The sequence below is a fragment of the Niallia taxi genome, assembly GCF_004005475.1.
Classification (GTDB): Bacteria; Bacillota; Bacilli; order Bacillales; family Cytobacillaceae; genus Niallia; species Niallia taxi.
This window is the reverse complement of sequence record NZ_RZTZ01000004.1, coordinates 318,248-344,325: the sequence shown is the minus strand read 5'-3', so window position 1 is coordinate 344,325 and position 26,078 is coordinate 318,248. Positions and strand designations below refer to the sequence as shown.

At 37.8% G+C, this 26,078-nt stretch carries 22 protein-coding genes; 2 read left to right on the top strand and 20 right to left on the bottom strand.

What is annotated here, in order from left to right; translation table 11 throughout:
• Positions 1-33: 33 nt before the first annotated feature.
• From EM808_RS13185 to uxaC, 8 genes are all read right to left on the bottom strand, one after another.
• The gene (locus EM808_RS13185) at positions 34-804 is read right to left on the bottom strand and encodes an SDR family oxidoreductase (protein ID WP_127738660.1); all 771 of its coding nucleotides are present in this window, start codon (positions 802-804) and stop codon (positions 34-36) included.
• A 19-nt stretch (positions 805-823) separates the two neighbouring features.
• A complete protein-coding gene (locus EM808_RS13180) occupies positions 824-2,092 on the bottom strand; it encodes a nickel pincer cofactor-dependent isomerase, group 22 (RefSeq protein WP_127738659.1) in 1,269 nt (422 codons plus the stop codon).
• 263 nt (positions 2,093-2,355) lie between these two features.
• Complete coding sequence (locus tag EM808_RS13175; RefSeq protein ID WP_127738658.1) at positions 2,356-3,207, bottom strand: sugar phosphate isomerase/epimerase family protein; 852 nt, start codon at positions 3,205-3,207, stop codon at positions 2,356-2,358.
• The gene (locus tag EM808_RS13170) at positions 3,161-4,216 is read right to left on the bottom strand and encodes a Gfo/Idh/MocA family protein (protein WP_127738657.1); all 1,056 of its coding nucleotides are present in this window, start codon (positions 4,214-4,216) and stop codon (positions 3,161-3,163) included. The genes EM808_RS13175 and EM808_RS13170 overlap by 47 nt, the downstream gene beginning before the upstream one ends.
• A gap of 20 nt (positions 4,217-4,236) precedes the next feature.
• Entirely contained in the window at positions 4,237-5,400 is a 1,164-nt protein-coding gene (locus EM808_RS13165) for a Gfo/Idh/MocA family protein (RefSeq protein WP_127738789.1), read from the bottom strand.
• Entirely contained in the window at positions 5,400-6,287 is an 888-nt protein-coding gene (locus EM808_RS13160) for a sugar phosphate isomerase/epimerase family protein (protein ID WP_127738656.1), read from the bottom strand. Before EM808_RS13160 ends, EM808_RS13165 begins: the two co-directional genes overlap by 1 nt.
• A gap of 14 nt (positions 6,288-6,301) precedes the next feature.
• Positions 6,302-7,255 carry an AraC family transcriptional regulator gene (locus EM808_RS13155; RefSeq protein WP_127738655.1) on the bottom strand — a complete coding sequence of 318 codons (954 nt, stop codon included), beginning with the start codon at positions 7,253-7,255 and terminating at the stop codon, positions 6,302-6,304.
• A gap of 93 nt (positions 7,256-7,348) precedes the next feature.
• Positions 7,349-8,755 carry a glucuronate isomerase gene (uxaC, locus tag EM808_RS13150; RefSeq protein WP_127738654.1) on the bottom strand — a complete coding sequence of 469 codons (1,407 nt, stop codon included), beginning with the start codon at positions 8,753-8,755 and terminating at the stop codon, positions 7,349-7,351.
• 234 nt (positions 8,756-8,989) lie between these two features.
• Here uxaC and EM808_RS13145 point away from each other — a divergent pair, with 234 nt between their 5' ends.
• Positions 8,990-10,159 (top strand): ROK family transcriptional regulator, encoded by a 1,170-nt coding sequence (locus tag EM808_RS13145; RefSeq protein WP_127738653.1) that lies wholly within the window; start codon positions 8,990-8,992, stop codon positions 10,157-10,159.
• Between the two features lie 94 nt (positions 10,160-10,253).
• Here EM808_RS13145 and EM808_RS13140 read toward each other — a convergent pair whose 3' ends face one another.
• The 6 genes from EM808_RS13140 to EM808_RS13115 all read right to left on the bottom strand — a co-directional run bounded on the left by EM808_RS13140 (position 10,254) and on the right by EM808_RS13115 (position 17,832).
• Positions 10,254-11,657 (bottom strand): MFS transporter, encoded by a 1,404-nt coding sequence (locus EM808_RS13140; protein ID WP_205685850.1) that lies wholly within the window; start codon positions 11,655-11,657, stop codon positions 10,254-10,256.
• A 680-nt stretch (positions 11,658-12,337) separates the two neighbouring features.
• A complete protein-coding gene (locus EM808_RS13135; RefSeq protein WP_127738652.1) occupies positions 12,338-13,072 on the bottom strand; it encodes an alpha/beta hydrolase in 735 nt (244 codons plus the stop codon).
• Between the two features lie 9 nt (positions 13,073-13,081).
• Positions 13,082-14,077, bottom strand: coding sequence for a FecCD family ABC transporter permease (locus tag EM808_RS13130; RefSeq protein WP_127738787.1), 996 nt, complete (start codon positions 14,075-14,077; stop codon positions 13,082-13,084).
• A gap of 13 nt (positions 14,078-14,090) precedes the next feature.
• Complete coding sequence (locus tag EM808_RS13125; RefSeq protein ID WP_127738651.1) at positions 14,091-15,101, bottom strand: FecCD family ABC transporter permease; 1,011 nt, start codon at positions 15,099-15,101, stop codon at positions 14,091-14,093.
• Positions 15,102-15,164: 63 nt separating this feature from the next.
• The gene (locus tag EM808_RS13120; protein WP_235856610.1) at positions 15,165-16,127 is read right to left on the bottom strand and encodes an iron-hydroxamate ABC transporter substrate-binding protein; all 963 of its coding nucleotides are present in this window, start codon (positions 16,125-16,127) and stop codon (positions 15,165-15,167) included.
• Positions 16,128-16,215: 88 nt separating this feature from the next.
• Positions 16,216-17,832 carry an ABC transporter substrate-binding protein gene (locus EM808_RS13115; RefSeq protein WP_127738650.1) on the bottom strand — a complete coding sequence of 539 codons (1,617 nt, stop codon included), beginning with the start codon at positions 17,830-17,832 and terminating at the stop codon, positions 16,216-16,218.
• Positions 17,833-17,952: 120 nt separating this feature from the next.
• Here EM808_RS13115 and EM808_RS13110 point away from each other — a divergent pair, with 120 nt between their 5' ends.
• Positions 17,953-18,768, top strand: coding sequence for an alpha/beta hydrolase (locus tag EM808_RS13110; protein ID WP_164849660.1), 816 nt, complete (start codon positions 17,953-17,955; stop codon positions 18,766-18,768).
• Between the two features lie 322 nt (positions 18,769-19,090).
• Here EM808_RS13110 and EM808_RS13105 read toward each other — a convergent pair whose 3' ends face one another.
• The 6 genes from EM808_RS13105 to EM808_RS13080 all read right to left on the bottom strand — a co-directional run bounded on the left by EM808_RS13105 (position 19,091) and on the right by EM808_RS13080 (position 26,078).
• Complete coding sequence (locus tag EM808_RS13105) at positions 19,091-19,441, bottom strand: hypothetical protein (RefSeq protein ID WP_127738648.1); 351 nt, start codon at positions 19,439-19,441, stop codon at positions 19,091-19,093.
• Positions 19,442-19,808: 367 nt separating this feature from the next.
• Positions 19,809-21,887 carry a TerD family protein gene (locus tag EM808_RS13100; RefSeq protein ID WP_127738647.1) on the bottom strand — a complete coding sequence of 693 codons (2,079 nt, stop codon included), beginning with the start codon at positions 21,885-21,887 and terminating at the stop codon, positions 19,809-19,811.
• Between the two features lie 182 nt (positions 21,888-22,069).
• Positions 22,070-22,990, bottom strand: a complete 921-nt coding sequence (locus tag EM808_RS13095; RefSeq protein WP_127738646.1) for a hypothetical protein — start codon at positions 22,988-22,990, stop codon at positions 22,070-22,072.
• A 164-nt stretch (positions 22,991-23,154) separates the two neighbouring features.
• Entirely contained in the window at positions 23,155-23,829 is a 675-nt protein-coding gene (locus EM808_RS13090; RefSeq protein WP_127738645.1) for an aspartate/glutamate racemase family protein, read from the bottom strand.
• Between the two features lie 20 nt (positions 23,830-23,849).
• Positions 23,850-24,731, bottom strand: coding sequence for a LysR family transcriptional regulator (locus EM808_RS13085; RefSeq protein ID WP_127738644.1), 882 nt, complete (start codon positions 24,729-24,731; stop codon positions 23,850-23,852).
• 69 nt (positions 24,732-24,800) lie between these two features.
• On the bottom strand, positions 24,801-26,078 hold the full coding sequence (locus tag EM808_RS13080; protein ID WP_127738643.1) for a four-carbon acid sugar kinase family protein: 1,278 nt from the start codon (positions 26,076-26,078) through the stop codon (positions 24,801-24,803).

Here is a 26,078-nt window from a genome sequence, read left to right as displayed (position 1 = left end):
TCACGTACTAATTTTTTTGGTGGGCTATGAAATTTAAATGGTCATACTTCCAAAACCGCCATCTACCCTTATCAATGCACCTGTCACAAAGCTGGACGCCTTATCTGATGCCAGCCAAACCGTTGTACCTTTTAACTCCTCCGCACTTCCAAATCGTTTCATCGGCGTATGCCTCATTATGTCTTCTATTCTCTCTTGATCAAGAATTTTCTTGTTTTGCTCTGCCGGGAAAAATCCTGGAATAATGGCATTAACACGAATTCCATCTGGAGCGAATTCACGCGCCAAAAATTGTGTGACACTATTGATCCCTGCCTTTGAAACAGAGTAAGTAAACACTCTTGAAAGCGGCGTTGTGGAAGAAACAGATGAGATATTAATGATGCTGCCTTTTTTCCCATGTTTTATCATTCTCTCCGCAAAAATCTGACAGGTTAAAATTATTCCTTTTAAGTTAACATCCATAATTTGATCGTATTCATCCATCCCAATTTCAAAAAAAGGTGTTGCACTATTCGTTCCAGGTGCGTTAAGAACAATATCCCAGCAGCCAGCCCATTGTTCTATTTCATCTGCTGCTTTAAGTAACGAATCCTTTGCTAAGACATCAGCAAAAAATGCCTTCGCAATCCCGCCGTTCTCGGTTATTTCTTGGACAATCTCTTCGGCTTTATCTAAATTCCGGCCAACAATGGCTACCTTCGCACCATGCTCTGCCAAGCCCATTGCCATCGAGGAGCCTAACACCCCGTTTCCTCCAACTGCAACTGCCACCTTACCGTTTAAATCAAATAATGTAGACATCTAGCTTCTCTCCATTCCTCTAAAATAAATTGCCTTTCTCATCAAAAGATATTTCATTAAAATCTGTAATTTGCTCCATATTTGGGTGCGAGCGCACATACTCAAGTAAGCCTTCAGAAACTTCAATTTCACTTAGTACTAACGTATTTTTTATGCGAACAAGTTTGACATCGTTAAAGTTTAATATATTGCAAGTTTTTACTGCTGCTTGAAAAGCCATTTTATCATTAGGAAGCGTTGTGGCAATTTTTGTTGGTGCTACAACAGTCGAAGTCAGCCCATTAGCATAAGTACCTTCTCTGTCCATTTTGTCTAGTAAGCGTTGTGTGGTGAAATCAGCTGTTCCAACACCATTCGCATTGCCCTCTGATTGTGGGGTAACATCTAACACGACCATCTTATTTACATCTGGCCCCCCTGTTGCATATGGGGTAGGATAGCGGCCAGTAATATTAGGGTCCATGCCGTCACCGCTAATATTTTTACCGATTTCATCAATCACAAGGACATCGAGCTGGTCAAAAAAAAGCTTTGGCAATAATGACTTTGCTTTTTTCTGTAAGTCTGGCTCCTTAGCAATGACTTCATCAGGTGTCAGAACTTCAACGATTGCAATCTTATCGAAGGCATTTTCGACTGTCGCCACACCGAAAAGGAAGGGAGTTTTCTCCATTATCACCTTTGCCATTGCCGGAACATTTTCTGCCATATGCTTAAATCCCATTTGATGACAAGCCTCAGCACCCTTTTGCTTACCTAAACCGATGCTAATCATCTTCATAATTCCACTTTCGACTGGACCACGAAATGCTGTATGGGGTTTGACACGATTAATTACGACGATGCCGTCTGCCTGCAAAGCGAACTTATCTACATAAACAGGCAATCCATTAGCTAGTCTGCCGACTTCTACCACCTCCATAGACGAACGAATCTCTGCTCCCACTGCCTCCTTTGTTATTCCAAGATGCTCTAAAACAGCACGCTGTCCTTCCGCCGTTGCCCCCCCATGACTGCCCATGCTCGGTACAATAAAAGGCTTTGCACCTAAACTTTTTAGAAACTTCACTGTTGCAGCCGTTAACTCGATAATTCGATCAAGCCCCCTGCTGCCGACTGCAACCGCAATTTCCATGCCTGGTTTGATACTTTTCACCACTTGCTCTCTTTGCAATTTTTCCATTAAGACAAAGTCGAGATCATCTATTTTGGCATCATCAAACTTAACCTTAACCTTTGCCATTTTTGGAACTGGAATGTCTTTTAATAATTCTTGCAGAATCCCCATTGCTTGTTTCCCTCCTTTTAAACACCGAGAAGCTACCCTTGTAACCCCTTCCATTTTTCCTGAAAAAAATATTCGTTTTATTCTCTGAATCTACGATTATATTAATTTGTTTAGCAAACTAACTAATTATTCTTATCTTAACACTGTAGGTAATTTGCGTCAATTAATAATTAACTTAGAAATTAGAAACGACGTACAAGCAAAGAAAGAAGTCCCACTATTATGGGACTTCTTAAACATCTTAGCTTTTAAAAACCTATCTATCAGAACAATTCACCATACCCTAATTGTCTTAGATAATCTCCTGACTCTTTAAGGCAATCAAATGGATCTCTGCCATATGTGTCGTCTTGTTCAATCAGAAAATACTGCACACCGCTAGTCAATCCGGCTTCCAAAATTCCTTTAATGTCTAAATTACCTTTGCCGAGCTCAGCAAATTCAATATTACCTGTAAATTTATTCATAAAATTGGACATATCCTTTAGGTCACTTAAGTCAATTTGGCCGACTCTGTAATCCTTTAAATGAATGAGCGCAACACGGCCTGCGAAGCGGTTAATCACCTCAATCGGATTTGCTCCACCTCTTTGTGCCCAATGAACATCAAGCTCAAAGCCCAAGTTTGATGTTTGCTCCTTCATAATATCCAGCAGAGCTTGCCCGTCATATTTCTCAAACTCAATATGATGGTTATGATAATACAGCTCAATATTGTGCTGTTTGAGCCGCTCTGCCATCTTCTCTGCTTCAGCAATATATTCCATCGCTTTGCTCTTATTGCCCATCAAATTAACAGGCATCATGCCAATTCTAATAAAATTACAATCTAATGTTTTGCAGTCACTGACAATCTTATCAAAGTCTGTTGTTAAAGATTCGCCTTGGCTGCCAGGCATGGAATCAAGTGGGGCGCTGATTGCCGCAATCTTAATATTAAAGTCTATGCTTGCACTTCGTAGTTCGGAAACATTTTCAGACGTCATTTGAATTTGTGTCACCTCCACATAGTGGTAGCCAAGCTCATGGATAGTTCTCATGGTTTCATAAACGCCTATTTCTTCTATCTTATTTTTCAAATTGAACATTTGAACTCCAATTTTCGCACTGCTCATCGTTTAGCTCCTCCATTCTGACACGTCTCTTTTCTTCTGACGATTGCCGGATTGCATCTATCATTTTCATCGAAACAAGGGCTTCCTTCACATGGGTATATTCATCGCTGTCTGCAGCAATGCAATGATAAAACCGATTAATCAGCTTAGCGTGGCTTGCTCCATAATAGAACTTCGTCCCAGGAAGCTTGTCATCTGTCACTAGTTCGATCTTCTTGTCCTCGTCATCTGCTCTTGTTAACATACTGTCCTTAATCGTAAGCTTTTCATCCTTGAACGTTACTTGAAGCTCTACACTCGAGTTTCGTTCATTCGAAATCGTCGCAAAAAACAGCCCCGTAGCTCCATTAGAAAACTGAATATGAGCACTTGCTGTATCCTCCACTTCAATCCCATAATCAAGCAATTGGTCAATAGAACCTCTGATTGATTCGATTTCTCCGCCAAGCAGCTGCATGATATCCAAAGTATGTATCGATTGGTTAATCATCACACCACCGCCGGCATATGCCATCTTTCCGCGCCAAGGCTTTACGTCATAATAAGCCTTTGGCCTGTTCCATGTAACAAGCCCTTTTATCCCTAAAATCGGTCCATACTTGCCGTTTTCAATCATTTCATTCAACACTTCAAATGTTTTATTGTACCGATTCTGTAAACAAACACAGATTTTGACATTCTTATGCTCTTCTTCTAACTTCACTAAAGAATAGCCCTCTTTATGATTCAAGGCGATAGGCTTTTCGAGAAAGACATTAATTCCCTTGTTTACACAAGCCCTTGTAGCAGGATAGTGAAGATAGTGAGGCAAGCATATATGGACACAATCCAGCACTTCCTCTGCTATCATTACTTCATAGTCATTGTAAAAGTTCACATTTGGGAACATGCTTCGATGTGCTGGATCTATATCACACACTGCCGTTAATTCCACATCCGGGTTAGCTTGGATGGCAGCTAGGTGGATTTTTGAAATATCGCCAAGACCGATAACAGCTGCTTTCAGCATTTATATCCTCCCTTCAAGCTTTAGCTTTTAATTGGGTTTCGTTTTTCCGCTTCAATCTTTTTATTTAATTCAGCTAGATACACCTCTTCATCAATCGGAAGCTCTACTTCCTTGTCTAACCAGCTTGAAAGATGGATAGCATTTGCCAGTGCAACCCCATTTATTCCATCAGCACCATTCGCAATAAGTGGCGTTCCGTCAATAATATTAGCTGCAAAGTTTTCTAAAACAGCGATATGCTGCTCTCCCCAAACGCTCTCGAATTCTAGAACTTCCTCTGTAAAGAGTTCTTCGGTATTGCCACCCATAAATATTTTCGCCACATCCTGCATACTCATCGTTGCACTCATTTCCGACTCTGGTTTAGCAAGACGTTTAATCGTAATCTTTTTGCTGTCATCCACAACGATTTTTCCGTTATCACCCAATATTTCAAAACGGTCTGTACCAATTAGATCATGTGTACATGTTACGAATACTCCTGTTGCGCCATTGCCGTAATCAAGCAATGCCGTCACTTCATCCTCTACAGCAATATTGCGCTGGAAGCCATATTTCACATTAGAATACACTTTCTTAGGCATACCGCAAATCCATTGAAGCAAATCAATTTGATGTGGTGCCTGATTGACAAGAACACCGCCGCCTTCTCCTTCCCAAGTCGCTCTCCATGCTCCTTGATCATAATATCCTTGCGGCCTCCACCATGTTGTTATCATCCAGTTTGTACGACGAATACTGCCAATTTCTCCACTATCTATTAAATTTTTTAGTTTTTGGTAAAGTGGATTTGTCCTTTGATTAAACATAATCCCAAATGTTAATTCAGGCTTTGTTGCTGCAAAATCGTTCATTTCTTTAACTTGTTTTGTATACACACCTGCTGGCTTTTCAACAAGTGCATGAATATCTCTTTTCAGTGCTTCAATCGCCATTTCAGGATGCACATAATGAGGAACACAAGTGACAATTGCGTCTACCGCACCGCTTTCAAGCATTTCAATATAGTTATCGTAAAAAGGAATACTAGGAAACTTCTCAGACGCTACCGACTTTTTCGCTGAATCAATATCACAAATTGCTCCAAGCACCATATTCGTTACTTTTCCCTCTGCCAAATAGTCAGCGTATGCTCCGCCCTGTGCTCCTAATCCGATCACACCTAATCTCACTTTGCTTCCCATCATACTTCCTCCCTGCTTGTAATTTTTTTAAGGATTTCCAACAACGCCTCATATTGCAGTTTATATGCATCAGCACCTGTGAGCGCTTTATTATTTTCGATAAAGTGAAGCGATTCTTCCAGCTCCAAGTCCTTTAACGACTCGAATAATACAAGATGCGGCTCAAGTGTCAAAAAGCCTTTATAGCCATTGTCTATTGCTAGTGCAAGAATCTCAGGAATCCTCCCTTGACCCGTGCCACACACTACATTCTGTCCAGTAGCAGAAACTGCATCCTTAATATGAATATAAATGATCTCGTCCTGCAAAAGATCGTAGCATTCTTTTGGCTCCTCCCCACACTGTATGAAGTTAGCAAAATCAAATATCGCTTTAAAAGAAGGAGAGCCAACCTCATGTAGTATTTCTTTACAACGAATACCAATGTCTCCATATATATCCTTTTCGTTTTCATGCAGCAAAATTACCTCATATTGGTTGGCAATCTCGGCAAATTCCTTTAATTTACTTATAACAGTATCTCGATAGAAATCTGCTTCTTCTCCTTTCGGAATGTAAAAGCTGAAAATACGGATATAATTACATTCAAGCAAGCTACAAATCTTACAGATTGTGTGGAGCATTTGCTTTTGCTCCTCAAAGCCGCTTTCATCATCAATAAGAATTTTCCCAATCGGTGAGCCAATTGAAGAAACACCAATACCAGCCTTTTGTAAACGTGGTAAAACAGCTTCCTTTATTTCCTCAACCGAAAAGTCGCCAATATTTCTGCCGTCAATTCCGCGCAATGATATGTATTGCATGCCAAGCTTCTTCACAGCCTCAAGCTGTGTGTCAAAATCAGCTGAAATTTCATCTGAAAATCCTGAAATCAATAGCTCATTCATCTTCGTTCATCCTCCTAAAACTTTTTTTCCAGTTTAAGTGCTCGATACTTTTTTGCCGTATTTCCTACCTTTTCCTTGAAATACCTGCTGAAATGGGAGATGTTCTCAAAGCCTGATTTGTGTGCGATTTCAGTTAATGTGAGCTGAGGCTCGACCTCCAGTAAATATTTAGCATGGTTAAGACGACACCCCATCAAGTATTCCATTACTGTAAACCCAGTAATTTCCTTAAAGACATGGGATGTATAATACTTGCTTAGATTGCGTTCCTTTGCTAATCTTTCCAAGCTGATTTTTTCGGTAAAATGATCATCAATCCAAGCTGCTATCATTTCTGCATGGATTTCCTTTTCTGTTCTTTTTGCTGGAATCAGTTGCAAATCGTTTTGACTCATTTTATAAATTTCTACTAAAAGCTGAACAAGCTCCAGCTTAACTTGTGCCTCTTGAATGTCTGCTTGACAATAGCCAGGTTTGTCATTATTTGCGAATAAACTGCCAATTTTGCTCATTTTCTCTTCGACGAGCTTTGCGGAACAATCGTAATTTGTTCTAAGGAGACAGTTGTTCAGCTTTCGAAAAGGGGCAAGCAGAATCTCCATGCCAAGGGCTTGCAAAATTTCTTGTAAATAAGCTGGTGAAAAGTGGACGACACTTCTAACATAAGGAGTATTTAAGGATGGATTCGGTTTATGCAGGGTCAAACCGTCCATCAGTAAAATGTCTCCAGGCTGAAGTTCATAAATCCGGTTATTTATGAGGTATTTGCAGTCTCCAGAGTGAAAAAAATAAATTTCGTATTCGCGATGTGAATGAAATTCAAAGCCTGCCGGCTCCATTCCTCGCATCCTGTAATTTGCCAATAACCATTGTTCCAGTAAAAACCACCTCTTTAAGGTAAGCGTTATCATTTTTATTAAAAAATAAGTACCTGCTTCTATTGTATTGCTTTCTGAAGCAAAATACATTCGCCAAAACTGCTGAGTTTTGCTGTTTTTTTTACTGATATTGCTTTTTAGAAAGCAGTATCAGTAAAATTACTGAATCGCACTTTCTAGTAATTATCTTACTAGAAAGTAGCGTTCTGCATTATGGAAGCCTATGTTCCGAATTATTTCCTCAAGCAGCTCCATATCGTGTGGGACCAATCCGTTCTCCGCCCAATTGCCGATAATATTACAAATGATTCTGCGGAAATAATCATGACGGGCATATGATAAAAAACTCCTTGAGTCTGTCAACATACCAATAAAATGACTCAACATCCCTACATTTGCTAAGTCCTTCATTTGCCTTTCCATGCCATCGATATGGTCATTGAACCACCAGCCTGATCCAAATTGAATCTTTCCTGATACACCTTTTTCTGAATAGTTTCCAACCATGCCAGCAAGCACTGCATTGTCTTTTGGATTAAGATTGTATAAAACCGTTCTTGGCAAAGCATCCTCCATGTCAAGACTATCAAGGAAAGCAGCCAGTCCATGGGCATGATTTGCTTCCCCGACTGAATCAAAACCAGTATCTGTACCAATAAGCTTTTTCATTTTTGTATTAGTGTTGCGCATTGCGCCTATATGTAATTGCATGACCCATTGTTTTTCAGCATACATTTTTCCAAGCTCTTTCAACAAAAACGAACGATAGCATATTAGTTCATCTTCAGATAGCTGGATTCCCTTTAAACCTTTTTCAAAGATGATGTCTATTTCTTCCTTTGTTGTGGATACATAATCCATTTTAGGGATATCATGATCTGATGCACGTCCCCCATTTTCATGAAAGAAATCAACTCTGTCTTTAAGTGCAGCCACTAAACCGTCTATATTATGAATCTGCATTCCAGATACGACTGCTAATTTCTCTAACCATTCACTGAATGTTGGTCTTTCGATAAAGAGTGCTCCATCAGGCCGGAAGGTAGGGGCGATGATTGTCTTAAAGCTCTCATCTTTCGTTAATAATTGATGGTATTGTAATGGAGAAACAGGATCATCTGTTGTTCCGATGAATGTAACATTTGATTTTTCTATCAATGCCCTTGCAGAATATTGTGCAGTCTTTAGCATTTCATTGCATTGCTCATAAATGTCTTGTGCTGTTTTTGGACTAAGCAGTTTATCGATTCCAAAGTACATTTTCAGCTCCATATGTGTCCAGTGGTACAAAGGATTTCCAATCAAGTACGGCACGGTTTCAGCCCAAGCCTTAAATTTCTCCCAATCACTGGCATCTCCAGTAATATACTTTTCATCAACTCCGTGTATACGCATCACTCGCCATTTATAATGGTCTCCACCAAGCCATAATGCTGTCAGATTTTCGTATGTTTTGTTCTCCCAAACTTCTTGCGGATCTAAATGACAATGAAAATCAAAGATTGGTAAACTGCTAGCAGCATTTTCATATAGCTGTTTTGCCGTATTGCTATCCAGCAAAAAATCAACATCGAGAAACTTTTTTTTCATATGCTCCCCTCTCCCTTTCAATAGTTTTCAAAACGAGTTGTAAGCATTTACATTTCACTTAACATTAATTTGTTCACTAAACTAATTAATTACAACCATAATGTAACATGTTTATATTTGTTCGTCAATGACGATAACACAATTAACACACGTTTAATTAAGTTAAATGTTGCTGGTATAATACGGGTAGTCTAATATTAAATATATCAATATATAAGAACACTGGAGGATTACATGATTACTGGTGATGCAGCATACATAAAAAAACTCAATCGCTCCTCAATAATAAGAAACATCATTAAGGAAGGAATGATATCACGAGCTGATTTATCTAAGGTTACAGACTTAACAAGAGCGACAATTTCTGTTCAGGTGGCAGATCTTCTCGCTGAAGGGTTAATTGTCGAGACACAGCTTGAGCATAATTCAGTTGGCCGAAAACCGATAATGCTGTCCTTGAACGGAAATGCTGGCTACGCTCTTGGCATTGATCTCGACAGCGGCAAGATTTCTTTCATTTTGTCAGACCTTCTCGGCCAGCCAGTTTCCACTAAATCTGTTGAACTAAAGACAAATGATTACGATAAGATTTTACCTATCCTTATAGAGGCGATAAAAGAGTTTCTTAAGAGTACGCCTGAAAGCGAATATGGAATTGTCGGCATTGTCATCGCAATTCACGGGTTAGTGTCAAAGGATGAAAATATCCATTTTGTTCCTCGTTTGGACTGGAGCAACATCCATTTGAAAGCAGATTTGGAGAAGGAAATAAACATTCCCATTTATATAGAGAACAATGCTAATCTTTGTTCCTTTGCAGAACGTGTTTATCAGCACCATGAGACAGAGTATTTATTATGTACAACTCTTTACTCTGGTATTGGTATCGGCATGATGATGAATGATGAGTTTTTCCGTGGCCATGATGGTTTCGCCGGAGAAGCAGGTCATATGATTATTGTACCTGGTGGTAAGCCATGTAATTGTGGAAACAAAGGCTGTTGGGAAAAATATGCATCAGAAGCAAGTATATTTGACCATTTATCCTCAACAAGGAAGATAGAAAATCTGACTTATGACCAAATCCAAGCTTGGATTGAAAGTGGTGATGAAGAGGTAATTGACTTGATGGAACAGCTTCTTTATTATCTTTCCATTGGACTGAATAATTTAATTAACATGTATAATCCTGATACACTTGTGCTTGAGAGTGAATTGCTGCGAATTTATCCTGATTCGCTTGAAAAAATCAAAGCAAATTTGTCCTCTTCCACGAGCCATTATCAAGGGTTATTAATTTCTCCACTAGGGAAAGGTGCTGTCGTTTTAGGTGCTTGTGCTTTGGCAATCAAAAACTTCTTGGATGTACCTATGCTCAATTTTACGCTTGAAAACGATGCTTAAAATAAAAACGAAGCTCTATTGTATTTAGGGCCTTCGTTTTTTTCTATTTGCAAATTATAAAAGGGATAGCTGCAACCAGCTATCCCTTCTTAGCTTATTTGCCAGAATTTCTTCTATCTGTAAGATCTTGTGCAAGCTGCAGCGTTTTCTTTTTACTGAGCGGATATAAGAACACTAGCAGTAAGAAAACCAAAAACAAAGAGCCTGCTGTCAAAAGGGTTGCAAGTGTATGAATGCCCTGCAGAGTGCTTTCTGATTGCACATCTAAAGATGCATTATAACCAACTGCAGCAAGTGCTGTTCCGCCTAAGCCCCCGGCAACTGCTTGCCCTACCTTTCGCGCAAATGAATAGATAGAGTAAATCGTACCGTCTTCCTTCATGCCTGTTATAAATTCATGATAATCAATGACATCTGTGACAAAAGCCCAAACGACAATACCAAAAAAAGAGAATCCAAACATTCCAACAGCAGATATCGCAAGGAATTGAATAGCACTAATGTCTGCTAAGAAATAGAGTAGTAGATAATCAATGACGGAAAGCAGTAAACCAGCGGCCGCCACCTCTTTTTTTCCAAAACGTGCGACGAGCGGTTTTGCGATCAATATCGCAATAAACATAGCAGCTGTCGCAATAAGTCCTGAAATACTTAATGCTTTAGCATTGTCAAAATAGTTTTTGAACAAATACACATCGACTGCGCCCTTTAACATGGAGCTCATAATAAATACTAAAGAAGCAGAAAGAATGATAAGCAGCGGCTTGTTTTTTGCGACCCCTTTTAAAGTAACTTTAAGAGAGGTTTTTTTCTGCTCTCTCGTTTCCGTAATACGTTCGGTAGACAACCGATAGCATGCCATATAACAGGAAAGAGAAAGGATTGCAAAAATTATCGCTGCCAAGAAAAAGCGGTTAGGATCTGCTTTGTTGTCGACAAAGATGATTAGCGGACCTACCACGTTTACAATTAATCCTGCTAATGTAGCTCCCATTGTCCGGAAACTGGACAGTGACGTACGCTCGACAGGATCACTTGTAATGACAGAAGCCATTGATCCGTATGGAATGTTCACTGTGCTATAAAGTGTTCCCCATAAAATATATGTCACAAAGGCATATGCCTCATAAAATCCTGTTGACATGCCAGGGATATGTATAAACATCAACACACCCGAAAAGACGAGAGGAAACGACATTCTGAAAATCCATGGTTTAAACTTGCCATGTTTGCTTGGCTTTCTCGTATCGATAAAACGGCCCCATGTTACGTCAGCCACTGCATCCCAAAGGCGGGCAATCAGAAAAACCGTTCCTACCATTGCAGGGCTGAGACCAAATACATCTGTGTAATACACCATAAGAAATGAACCAACTAGGATAAAAAAGAAATCATTGCCAAAATCACCAAACAAATAGCCTAACTGATCTTTCACTCCAAATTTTTGTACTTTCCTGTCTACATCCGGTATTTCCAGCTCTCTATTAGTTTGAGCCATCAGTATCCCTCCATACAGAATTGTAATTATTGACGGAAATTTCAAATAAATCTGTTCGTGCTTATGCAATTGTCTCTAGAGGCATTAAAAAGTCTAGCATGCAATACATCCTTTCAATAGAAAACTTCCTCCTACCCCCTGTTCAACTAATTTGTAAACCCTTACATTTTTGGAGAAAATGTACAAACCATCATCAATTATTATTAAACATAATTAATTTGTTTAATGAACTAATTAATTGGTCGTTATTAGATTAACACCCTCTAACCTCGTTCGTCAAACACTTTTTTGAAAGCGTTATTATTTTTTTTGGACATGATTATAAATAATAAACTGGGACAAAACAAAATATAATCTACTTAAACACGAATAATATATAATTTTATCTATCTTGAGATAATGGAGCATGTAATAAAAAAAGGATTATGGCTTTATAATTAGTTCGTTCCATTGCACTGTAATCAATCGCTTTCCGCAAAAGGTATGGAGTCTTGTATTCGCCTGCGGAGTCTTTATCGTCCTCTATTTCTCTTATTAGTCAAGTGTACTCCGCTTCATTCCACTAAGATTTTTAATTATTGTTTTTAAACCGAACAACATAAAAAACCAAACTATTAATCAATAAACGTTTAAATAGTTCGGTTTTAAATTAGACTTAAACAAATATGTCCCCGCCTCATTCATTTCCTGTATAGCCAGCGGAAAGCAGTAAAAAATTGCTCGATAAAGAATTCACGATGATGATTAGCAAGAAGCTGAATGTCAAAATGGAGATTATCCTGTAAGAACCCCTTTTGCTTGAGGATGGCATTAGCTTCATTTACAGCTTGAACCATTTTACTTTGAATATTTGTTTTTCCTTTACCTTCTTCACTGCCAACATATAAATACAGCTTCTTTCCTTCAATTTGGCATTCTTGGGTCTCCATATATCCAAGTATGTCCGGAAACCATAAGGATGGGGAAATAAAACCATACCTTCCTATTGTGTTACCCGTTGTAAACAGTGCAAACAGTGTGATTAGTCCACCTAAAGAGGCGCCTAGCATACCCGTTTCCTCCATATCTGGAATTGTGCGGTAGTTGCTATCCATATATGCTTTAATAGAATGCTTCCATTCGTGCAAATATTGTTTTCCCTCTCCCTTAAAAGCTGGAAAAGCTGGTGTTAAGCTCGCTGCAGGCCATGGAGTATACTCATGAAGTCTATTAATTGGCTCCATACCAATAAAAATCACTTCTTTCATTTCTTGGCGGAAATAGCCTTCTTTTAATCTTTCAAGATTGTGGGAAAATAAATAGTGGCCATCATGCACATACACTGCTGGATAATGGTGATCTGTTTGATGGTAGCTTGGAGGCAAGTATATGTACAACTTCCTGCCACCAACGGTTCTTTCAATAAGCTCTTCCATAATTGCCTCCTACACTTTTGCTTTCACTAATAAAAAGATGAAATATGGTGCACCGATTATGCTTAGAATAATTCCTACAGAAATCTCTGCAGGTGCGACGACACTTCTGCCGATAAAATCAGCTACGGTCAGGAGCAGCATACCGACAAGACCGCAAACTAGCAAGGAATGCCGGTGCTTCAAGCCAACAAGAAGTCTTGCAATATGAGGACAAATAAGGCCAATAAATCCAATGCTTCCTGAAACAGAAACACAGGAGCTAACTAAAATGACCGAACCTGCCATTAACAGCCATTTCTCTTTCTCAACCTGTATGCCAAGCCCCTTCATAACATTTTCCTGGAGTCTAAATAAATCAAGCTTATAGGCTTTAATGATAATAAACGGAACGACAAGCAGAAACCATGGCAAAATGGATACAACATAAGTCCATGTGGCATTATAGATTGTCCCGTTGAGCCAAACGGTTGCCATTTCGAAATCCTGTGCTTTCATCTTTAAGGATAGAAACATGGACAGTGATCCAAACCCTGTACTGATGGCAATCCCTGTTAATAGCAGTCGCTGGGAGTCAAGACCGTTAATTCTATTCCATGCTAACAGGAAAATTATTGTTGCCGCAAATAACCCGCCGACCATTCCAATCAACGGCATAAGCAGCTTCATCAGCAACTGATCTCCGGAAAAGGTTCCTTGAAAAAGGAGCATATACGCTACAATAAAGGCTCCTGCTCCGCTGTTGATGCCAAGAATAGCCGGATCTGCTAGTCCGTTCTTTGTGATACCCTGCAGGACTGCGCCCCCGATGCCAAGTCCAAAGCCAATCATTAAGGCAAGAACAACTCTTGGCAGTCTTAATTCAAAAATAACTAAATCAATATCCTCCTGTTGCTGCATGCGGAATATACTTTCAAAGAATTGCTTAAAGGTTATTGGGTACACGCCATTTGTGATGCTGTAATACCCTGCTGCAAGAATAAGAGCAAGCAAGACAAAAACAATTATGTAAAATCTTTTATTAAACACGTTGAGAGCCTCCTCCCTTTCGTTTGATTAAATAAAGAAAGAAAGGAACACCAATGATGGATATAATGATACCAATAGGTGTTTCAAACGGATAGTTGACAAACCTGCTGATCACATCGCAGAGAACCAAAAATACTCCGCCTAGTATGCCCGCACATGGGATAACTGCCCGATAGTCGCTGCCTACTAGAAATCTCGTAATATGGGGAATAATCAGTCCAATAAATCCTATTTTCCCAACAAGTGCAACGGAAATCCCAGTCATTAAGCCGACCGTTGCCATTGATAAAAGCTGAATCCACCGTGTTTCTTGTCCTAAGCCTGTTGCAAGCTCTTTACCCAAAGAAAGGATTGTCACTGACTTGGATAAAATAATCGAGATTATGATACCGATTATGCCAAATGGAATGACAAATATTAGTAGATCTAAATCAATTTGGTGAAGTCTCGCATTATACCAAAAGCTCATTGTTTGCGATACTTGAAAATAGGAGGCAAGACTAGAGGATACCCCGCTAAGAAATGTTCCAATGATAGTCCCTATAATCGCCAGCTTAACGGGCGAGTACCCGTTCTTTACGAAAGCTGCCAACCCCATTACAAGTGCAACACCAAACAGAGAGCCTAAAAAGGAAAGACATAATAATTGAAAGGAAGACAAATTAGGCAAAAAAATAAACGAGATTGTAATAAAAAAGGCCGAGCCATCTGTCACACCCATAATCGATGGTGACGCTAAATAGTTTCTCGTAATCCCTTGCATTAAAGCACCTGAAACTGCCAGCAATACCCCAATAAGCAAGGCGCCGACTGCTCTTGGTATTCTTGATGTCCTTACGATAGTCTGCTGCATATTTTCTTGATCATAGTGAAAAATAGCCATAAAAATATCTTTAAAACTCGTATCTGTAGCCCCAAATCGAATCGACAGAAGGGTAACTAATGCAAATAAGAATGGAGATAATAGGATAATTAAATAGGTTGCTAGTTTTTTTGGGTACATACGCATTCACCTTTATAAACAATTAGTACTTGTCCGGCAATTGCTGGACAAGTACTTGTTTTTTTACAGACCTAATTCCTTTTTAAATGCTGCAAGGAAATTCGTTTTACTCCAAGCAGTACCGCCTGCTGCCATCGGATCAATGACATTTTCATATACATGTCCGTCTTTAACTGCATTTAAATTCTTCCAAATTGCATTGCTCTCTAAATCCTTCAATGCATCTTTATTTTCCTGATTTTCAGAGTCCTCAAATTGAACAAACAAATAATCAGGATTCATTTCTGCTAGTTTCTCCAATGAAATCTGCTCCTGTGCTTTTGCTGCTTTCACTTCTTCCGGAACCGTAAGTCCTAAATCAGTGTATAGTACTGGATTGAAATAAACACTTTCAGGATAGATAGTGATGCTGCCATTACGTACTCTAAACATTAGCACTTCCTTATCACCGAGCTTCTCTGTAACTGCTGTTTTTGTTTCCTTCGCATTTGCTTCATAGTCAGAAATGTACTTTTCTGCTTCTTCCGTTTTATTCGTAATTTCAGCCAACACGAGAAGATTATCCTTCCAATGTGTAGAAATATGAGAAATCGGAATCATTGGAGCAACTTTGTTTAAGCTATCGGCTACATCTGCCTGAAATTTGCTCGTTCCAAGAATAACATCAGGTTTTAATTGAAGTAATTTTTCAGTACTTGGCTGGAATTTGTCACCAATCTCCTCTGCCTCAGACATAGAATCACCTAAGAATGCAGGAAACTCTCCGCCAGTTGCAACTGCCCCTACTGGTTTAACACCTAACACTGCAGAGTCCTCCATTGCTTCCTGACTTGCCGCAACAATTTTTGTACTGTTGCTTGGAATTTCATAGTCTTTATCTAAAAAGGTAATCGTTTTTGTAGTATCGGAACTTGCTTCTTCTGACGCTGCTGAATTTTCATCCGTGTTTGCAGACTCTTCTTTCCCGCAGGCTACTGCTATTACTAGCATTATTCCTAGCATTATAATAAGTGCATATTTTCTCACGAGTATCTTCCCCTTTATATAGTCTAATTGATATTGATAACCACTATCAATTAGGATTATACAAAACTATCTTTTATTGGAACATGGATTATTTCCTCTCTTTTCCTTGTACTTTTTCCGTAATCATCTCCACTAAATTGTCAATAACCCGTATATGCGAGCTTGCAGAGCATTCATTCCAGGGGTCTGATTGGATAAAATAAACCTGCTGACGTTTGACTGCTTCTATATTGTTCCACTCTGGCGATCTTCTTAGCTTCTGCCAAAATCTCAGTGTTTCCTCATCCTGCCGTATATTCAGCAGAATAAAATCAGGCTGCCATTTAATAATCTTATCTAACTGAGTGCCCTCATTATGCTTCCATTGATTTCTAGCTTGAGATGAAGCAATCTGCAGTTCTTCAAATATAACCTCAATAGCCGTTCTGGAGCGATTCAAATAAAAATTATCTTTGAAAAGACTGATGACTAGTCCTTTTTTTCCGTTTAAATATGGAACTAATTGAGCAGTTGCACGCTTAGCATGACTTTCATAGTGTTCCATCCACTCCTTTGCTTCTTTTATACAGTCCAAATAGTCTGCAATTTGGAAAAACTGATCCTTCCAATTGTCTTTCTCCGAATAATAAAAGACAGAAGCGACTTTCTCCAATTCTGCCTTTTCCTCTGCAGTTATATCCTGCTTCGCAATAATTAGATGTGGTTTAGCCTCTTGTAGCTTTGCAATATTTTTTCGCCATTCCGTATGCTTTCGATAAGATTCAAGGTGAAAAATAATATCATCTTTAAATTGTTCATAATAATCAAGTGTCCATTTCGGATGTATAGGGGCAGCATATGGAAGGATTTGCAGTGCAAGCAAATGTCCTGTTGTCGCAAAATCGTAAGAAGCTATTTTCCGATTTCTCTTCTCCCGATATGCTGATGGGGAAATACCAACAGCTTGTTTAAACTTTCTGCTCAAGTAAAATTCATCAGCATAGCCAACAGAGCTGGCAATCAAACGAATACTATCCTTTGTCAGTAATAATAAGTGCTTTGCTTTGTTTACACGTAATTTTGTAATATAGTCGCTAACTGTAATTCCATATTGCTTTTTAAACATTTCTGAGTAGTATTTTGGGCTAAGCTCTGCCTGTTGTGCCAGCGTCTCAATCTTTAACTTTTCATTGAAATGGGTATCCATATATCTTTTTGTTTCCTCGATTGCTAAAAGAGTATCATTAGGTGTAACGTGTTTTTTATATGATAATAAATGAAAAAATATTTCATTCAGCTTTGCTCTTTGCAGGAAATGTATGTATGGAATTCCCTCCCCTTTAAGGCGGTACAAATCCTCTATTAGTCCTGCTATCACTTGATGAAACGGAATCACCTGCTGTTGAATACACGCCAATCCGGTTAAGGTGGGTTGAGCCTCTTCTTTCTTATCCTTCAAAAATACTTGAAAGGAAACAAGATAATAATCCACATCACATGCAAATGTTAGTTTATATGTACTGCCTGGCGGTATTAAGAGCAGCTGATGGCTGGCAAAGTGTTTTTCTTCTTTATTAATAGTAAATGTGCCCCGGCCAGCATGAATATATATTAGTTCAAAATAAGAGGTGATTTTATTTTCTTTCCTTTGCTTCTGAATACGATTAATACTGCTCAAATCTAAGTAGATGTTTTTCCAAATATTATGATTTGTTATGGTTGCCACTTGTTTTCCTCACCAGTTCCCTTTAAAATATGAATGATATTGATAATCATTTTCATTAATAGTACCAAATTTTATCCAATTAATAAAGATAACCTATCAAATATGGAAATGGAGAAAACTATGATAACAGAGCCATACACTTTACCTCACACGGAAACCTGGTTAATCTGTTCACGAGAATTAAAGCGTTTATATAAAGTATTTGTTTCTGTTCCTGATTCACCTGCGCCTGATGATGGCTTTCCGATTATGTATGTTTTAGACGGGAATTCTGTTTTTGCAAGTTTTACTGAAATAATGAATCTGCAAACTAGAAGAGCAGAGATAACGGGCAAAAAACCGCATATCATTGTCGGCATTGGCTATGAAACAAGTGGTCCATTTAATGACAATAGATATTACGACTTTACGTTTTCACCTAACATTGATTTTTTATCGTATCACGCTATTGATAGAGAGCTTCCACAAGCGGGCGGCGGCAGTTACTTTCTGGCTTTTATTGAAAAGGAATTGAAGCCGCAGATTGAACTAAAATACCATGTTAATAAGAAGAAACAATCGATTATCGGGCATTCTCTTGGTGGGTTATTTGTCTTGTCTACATTATTTACCTCGTCTGCTTCGTTTCAGTATTATATTGCCAGCAGCCCATCCATACATTGGAATGAAGTATTCCTGAATAAAGCAAAACAGCAGTTTATGGCAAATGAGATAAACGCGAAGCTCCTAATTACAAGCGGAGAATTGGAAAGAGATCATTTTTCAGAAATGAATGAAAAAGCGAAAATGCTTAATGATGAGCTTCAAAAACATACTTCTCCTGTGTTTGAAAGTGAATTCCTTGAATTTCCCGGTGAGGATCATATGACTGTTCTCCTCCCCCTCATTAATAAAACGATTTTGTTCGTGAATGATATAAAACAACAAATGAAATAAAAATAATCTATATGGTTTTGCTTGAATTAATAGTAGCTTGGGTATAATATGTTAACTAGAAAATCCAAGGTGCTGTAACTCCTTGACCCTGAACTACTGCCAAAGCGCGGTGCGATCAGGCTGATATATTAGATTAGCGAGAAGAACCACCCTTACGTTTGTGGCGCGGGGTGGTTTTTCTTTTCTCTTAGCCAATTTAGCGATGTTTAAGTTTATTGAAGATTGGGAGATCAGAAAAAGAATACATAATGGTTTATTACAATAATCCCAGGACTGTGCAATCAGCGAAGAACTTAACTTTTTTATGCCCTAAATTACTAACTCAAATCCATAATTTATTTTGTCGAACTAATTTAGATTCTTTGAGATTTTCACCAAGTATTCTAACGGTGTCATTAATATTTTTTAAGTTAAACTCTCCATTTATTTCTACTGTATTTTCACAAAAAAATCCAAATACATAATTTATACGTTTATTTTCATTAGTATCTATTAATATCTCCTCATAACGATACTTAGCCTTCGAAGAAAATCTATCACTCTTTTTATAGAGATTTAAATCAACATTTTTTATATTAGTATAAAGTTTAATGTTATTATTTATATATATTGAACAACCTAACTTGTGAAGAAATTCAGTTAGGGATTCAGCCTTTAATAGAAGCTTGGTCATAAAAATTCCACGTAGTCATTAGTAAATTACTAACAATTACGTGGTTCTTTCTTCAAGATAGGGAAGTATCGTAGTTAAATAGTTAAAATTTGCTATTGAAATAGACTCTCTCAATAAACAAACACTTTTCTCTTAAAACCGCACTTTACTCATAAATCAGGATAAAAACCAAAACTACAATAAATAAAGCCAGACCCTAATAAGAGCCTGACTTTACAAGGAAACTGCCGTACCTAAGTTCGATAAAACTTAAGAGTTTAAGAAGGAAGGTATGGCATAGCCTTAAAATCAATCGGGAAAGCTATCCACCTAACAATTTTGAAGATAAGAGAGTTAGAAGGAAGATGGATAATAGCCCAATATTAATTTATAGATAGTCTGCAACAATAATATCAAGATCAAAAGGAGTAATCCCTTTATCAACAGAGAAAATTAAATCTGCTTCCTCTATATTACCACAAAGTTCTCCTCTTGCCTCAATATGAAGCTTAAATAAATCATATAAGTTTGGTTTAACGAGGGATGTTAAAGCCTTCCCCATCAAAACCATGCCCATTTGATTTTCTTCTACATTATTAGCATAATCTGGTTCAGTCCGAAGTGCAATATCTGTCCAAATAACTTTATTCTCATATAAATCAAGAATCATAGTTATACAAATCATGGAATCAGATGTAATATCCAGTCTGTTCTCAACTGTTTTTGGTTCATATATTTCCCCTGAATTAGGATTTTCTCTGCTCATCCAGCCCATAAAGCATTCTGGCAGCTCATTAAAAGCTTCTCCGCTGAAAGAGTGAATGGAAAACACAATATATCTTCCGCCAAAATTTCGAACCGACTGTATGTCTAAATCAATGAACTCACTAGCGCCAGCCGGTGCTGAAGTAATATCGCCACTGTGACATGACTTATACTTAGCTGACCTTAAATTTGTATACGAAACATGTTCCAAGTATCCCCATGAGTCATCATACATAACAGCGGATAAATCGATATCTGTGCCCCATTCATTTGACCCGTCCTTCCAATATAAAAAGGTTCTAATTGATGTTGACTCAGCTATATCTATCTTTGAGCCTCTGACAACAGATTTTATCGACTTATTTGCAGAGCGCTGCGAAAATGGAACTATATAATTTTTGAGCGCTTCATCCAAGTAAACTTTTCCAAGCGGTTCCTTTTGCTTGTATGCCTCAATCAAGCTGTTTTCACAGAGACGGACAGCAGCTTCGCAAACATTTTCGTCTATTGCAGGCAATGTATTATCAATTACATACATCTTAGCAACATTCCCTTTAGGGAAAAACACCCTCTTTTCTTTGTCTTTATTTCTGTGCTTGAAATGCTCTCTTACTTGCAGTAGTACTGCCGTCTCCACTTTATCAGCCACCAGCTGAAAGCTTTCTATCACAGACTGGGGTTTGGGATGCATACGTAGAAGTTGATCAAGCTTGCGGGCAAACTCCCCAGGTCTTTTTGATAATAACCTAATCGCATCGTCTATTTGGTTATTTTGCAGTGCCTGTGCAACAAGCCCATTAAATGTAGGAATATCCTCATTGTTTCTCAGCTTTGAAAATGCTTCGTTTGCTTTTGTAAATTGCTTGTATTCTGCAGGATGCAGTCGCTCTCCTAATCTAATCCATCTGTTTTTATATCGCTTCATATCCTCTTCGATGCTTCCGCAATTTTCAAGTAAAGCTAATAATAAACGCCTTTCTTTTCTTTTAAAGCTCTTAAAACGCGTATTCGCCGCTAAACTGATGTCTCCATCAGACAGAGACACTGCAAGTCGTAATACATCTATCGCCGTTTTAACATATTGGATCAGCAGTTTGTAATTAAGGTTGTTTTCGACTATTAGTTTTCCAAGCAGTGCAACATTCTCCTTTAGAGGAATGTCTTGCGGAATTATTTGCTCAACATGTTCTGGCAAACTAGCAAAAACATAAGCTAAATCTTCCCTATCACTTTCTGATAAAGATGTTTTGGAAGAGAGTAAGTTCCGGAAAATAGTCAGAAAATCATCCATTGAACCAAGGGCAATCAGCTGTAGTTTTGTCCTGTCATACAATGGCAATCTTGTCTGTTGTTCATATTGAGGCAGAATCGCACCAATAGAAGCGTAATGAATAACCGCATTCATATATAATTCTGCATCACTTGCTTTCATTACCTGTTGTGGAAAATTAGGATACATTGGCTTATAGGTCTTATCAGCACCCAATAACTCTTTCAAACTATGGAAAGTCGATAAATAGAATTCGTTAAGCTGGTCTGAGGAATATGTATAAAGGATATCTATTATAGGTTTTGACAGTGAATAGCCTAGTGACTCAAAATTAGCTGCGCTTGTGGCTATGTTATGGAGTTGCGGTGTAGGTTCATTACTTTTGTTTAGTATGAGTTTGTTTTTTCTTCGTAAGTAGATTTGGTTAATCATTATTCACCTCTTATAAATAAATACCTTTCTAGTTATAACATTGTTTAGGAGGAAAATAAAATAATAACTTACAGTTTTATAATAATTTGGTAATTTTATAGTTTATATATAAAATGAGGCAGGCTTTTCAAGGTTTAGCTTAGAATGATAAATTTCCTTTTAGGGAACAATCAGTATCCCCCTTAAAAATCCTCTTCTTCCTCAATAGGAGTGATATCAAATAGATAATCTGTGAATTCAGTTCCTTCCCAGTCTTCTTGTACGATATTACCTTGTTCATCTGTCTCTTCGCTCATCTTCTTCAGAGCATATGTGGAAATATAATAAGCATCAACTGGCAACTGTTTTTCACTTAATTTCTTTATTTCTCCATTTGAAATGACATGTGGTTCATTTTCGGCAAAGCCATATTGTGATCTTTCTCCGAAACTGAATAATTTATATGAAGAAAACTTACCTTTGGCAATTGTAATATCTTGAATATCAAGCAAATCCAACTTTTCAAAGTAATACTTTGTATCCACTAGAAACAAAAATTGACTCCATGTTTCATGATGACTCTTAGATATTTCGTATTTTTTCTTATCAGTAAAGTATTGAATTCTATAATAAATATACTCATTGTCTTCTTCCCCAAGCATCTCCCAGCTTAAGTCTGTTATTTTGCCAGATTGAGTATAGTCCATACTAAAATTATCCAGCTTTACATTACTCTCTTCTAGTTTTAATTCCTTCGTAATCAATTCATTCTCTTCCGCAAAATCGGTCGTATACGCTGATTCTAATTCATGCTCGATAGTAATCGTTCGGCTTTCCCACATATAGACAGTAAATGGTGTAATCCATTGAACAAGTATAAATATGATTAAACCAAAGATGGCTGCTTGCCGTTTAATATCTGCATTTACCTTAGGTAGGAAAAACAGCAAATAGATAATAAAACCAAGCGGCAAAGCAATTCCATTAAATTTAAAAGCAAATACACCTAAAATATAATAACCAATTATTTTTAATGTGAATTTTGCTTCTGTATCACGCTTTTTCTTTATTAAATACAATAACCCTCCAACAACTAACACAATGTAAATAATAGATGCAATCATGCATGAGTCCCCCCTGACTGGAGAATTTTTTGAATTACACCAGATTTATTTTTGTATGATAATACCAATATAAGTATAACATGGTAATTATGATTAATTTGTAGCTTTTCCTGTGTATCCTAATATAAATAAGACCTCCATCGAGATGAAGGTCTTCCTATTATTTAACGATAAAAAGATTCTAGCTCACTGACAATCTTATTAGAACTTATTTCTGGACTAGTCAATATCGGAATTTCAACATTCTTCAAAACAGTCGTTGCTCTTGCCATCGAAAGCTGAGCCAATATAATAACATCAACTTGGTTGTCGAGCAGTTTATTGACACTGCTTGCAATATAACTGTCATGTGATTCGTAGTCTTTTTTACTTAGCGCAGTAAAAGCCTCTGTATTAACTTCAACAAGCACCTCTACTTCTTTTCCTAAAGCTTCTGCCTTTTCAAGTACAGCTTTTTCTGTGGTAGGACCTGCAGTTGCTACTGTGGCAACGACACCTATTTTGCTGCCGAGCTTAACTGCTTGTTCGATCATCGCGTCATCTACATTTTCAATTGGAAGCTGGGGAAATCTTTTGCGCATTTCTGTAATTGTTGGACTGTAGGCAGAGCAGGATAGAAGGATTCCATCCACCTCTGACTCCACCGCTTTTCCTAGTAAACTCGCAAAGCGTTCTACTAATGCCGGGGTAATTTCTCCTTCTTTGTCTAGTGCTTTGAGCAGTCCCTCATCCATAAAATTAAGTGTTTCAATTTCAGGGAAATTCGTTGCGAAAGCTTCCAGTATTGGGTTAACTGAGTTCAGTGTAGCATGAATCAAACCGACCTTATATTTTTTCATGTTCCACACTCCATCCTTTTTTAAGCTTGCTTCGATATCATATCTTGAAAGTTTATTTCGTCCATAAACTCAATAAATGTTTTTACTAATTTTAAATTATAGTCATCTTGGTTATAGAACATCCAAGTATGTCTGGTGATTGGGTTATTATGCTTGTCATTTAATGGTAGCTGATATAAATTACCTGTGTTTTTAATAACTAGGCTAGGCATAATTGCGTATCCTAAATCATGTGCTACCATTTCACGGCAAGTGTCTGTCTTATCTACTTTAATACCTACCTTCGGGGGTACAGAAAAGTTCTCTGACCACCAGGTATCGATCATATCTTGAAGCTTAACATCGCAAATATAATCAATACGCGGTAATGTTGGCAGGTCTTCTAATTCAACCTTACTATGAGAAACTAGCGACAAGTTTTCTTCTAATAATAATCTTTTTCCGCCAATCCACTTATAATCACCTCTTACAAAGCCAATATGGATTTCGTGATTGTACACTTGATTAAAAATTTGGCTGCTCCATTTGCTTGTTAAGCTGAAATTGACCTTTGGATGTCTTGATTTAAACTCTTTAAGAACAGGCGGGATTTTTCTTGTTATGAAGCTTGAAACACCTAGCCGTAATGTACCGGAAATCTCGTCATCCATATTAGCTAAATGATCCTGTACTTCTATATCTCTTTTTATCATTTCATCTGCATAGTTTACGAGGTATTCTCCTTGAGGTGTGAACTGAATCCCCTTTTTACTGCGATGAACGATTGTTACCTTATATTCTGCTTCAATTTGCTGAATTCTTTTTGTAAGTGCTGGCTGTGACATGAACAGACTTTCTGCAACTTTTGTTATATTTTTTTCCTTGTATAACTTCTGCAATATCTGCCAATCTCGTTTGTCCATGTTATACCTCCTGAAATCATAACTTCTAGTTTAAATTATATAGAACGTTAATTGATTTAGAAAGCGCACTTACAGTGAAGTTAGTTCCTTAAGGTGTGTAACCGCTTTAACAAGAAAGTCCTTTTTACCGAAACTGCCTGACTTAAGGACAATTAACATTTCCTTATCAATTACTAATCCAGAAGGCACACCTGTATCAATTTCCTTCACAATATAATTGCCTTTAATTTCTAAATGCCTGCATACAGTGCCAGAAGTGTCTCCGCCCGCAACGACAATTCTCTTTATATTTAGAGAATCAGTCAGTCTTTTAGCAACAGCGGCTAAAAAGCTGGAGATTTTTTTACTAATAATTAATTCACTTAAACCCTTTAGTTTTCCGATTTCCTTTGTTTCCTTTACAATGTTTGGATTATTTTCCGCCATAATTAACACGTCTTGCCCGTCTTTCAATAGCAATTTGGCTTCATTATATACTTTTTCCAGTTCTCCTTGATAAGTGTTGTCTAAGATTTTTCTTGAATCAACTATGATAGCTGAAACCCCAGAGTCTATTAACTCTTTCGTCTGCTCTTTTGTTTGCGGTGTTAAGCTTCCAGATATAATTAGAACTCCATTTTCATCCTTTATTGATACAGTGCTAGCTAAATGAGGAAATTCTGATTTCGGCAGAGCTTTAGGCAATTCCTCTCCTAAGGCAGAGCTTCCAGCGAGAACTTTATATCCTGCTGCAGCTTGGGCGATAATGTTGAGATCCTCTTGTGTTTCCCCATCAATGAGTACGTACTGATAATCGTTTTTTGCCTTTTCAATCGCCGTTTTTAATTCTTCGGGACCTTTTCTGACTACATCTAAATAAATAGAAGTCACTTTTCTTCTCGTTTGTTTTTTCAAGATGGATTCTAAGTTTGATTCTATCGTTGGATGAACAGGGTCATGGAGGAACTCTGAATCTTCTAGTCTTTTGCCATTAACCTTGTGAATCCCATTTACGGTAGTTCGGCCGTTTTGTGGAAAGGATAGTGAAATAATCGCAAAATCTTCTTCCAATTCATCGAGCATGGCGTCAAATTCTACCCCAATATTGCCTCTAAACACGGAGCATGTTTTATTATAGTACATCGAACAATTTGCATTCTGTAAAACCTTGGTTGCTTTAAAAACCTTATCATAAGCAGTTTTGGGACTGTCTAAGCGACTGTCTGTATCAATAATAACTACATCTGCATCTTTGACTATTTCCATATTTTCTTCGAAGGTAAGCACCTTTACCTTATAGCCGCTTTTTGAAAACATAATACCAATATCATTTGCGCCAGTTGTATCATCTGCTACTACACCAATCAT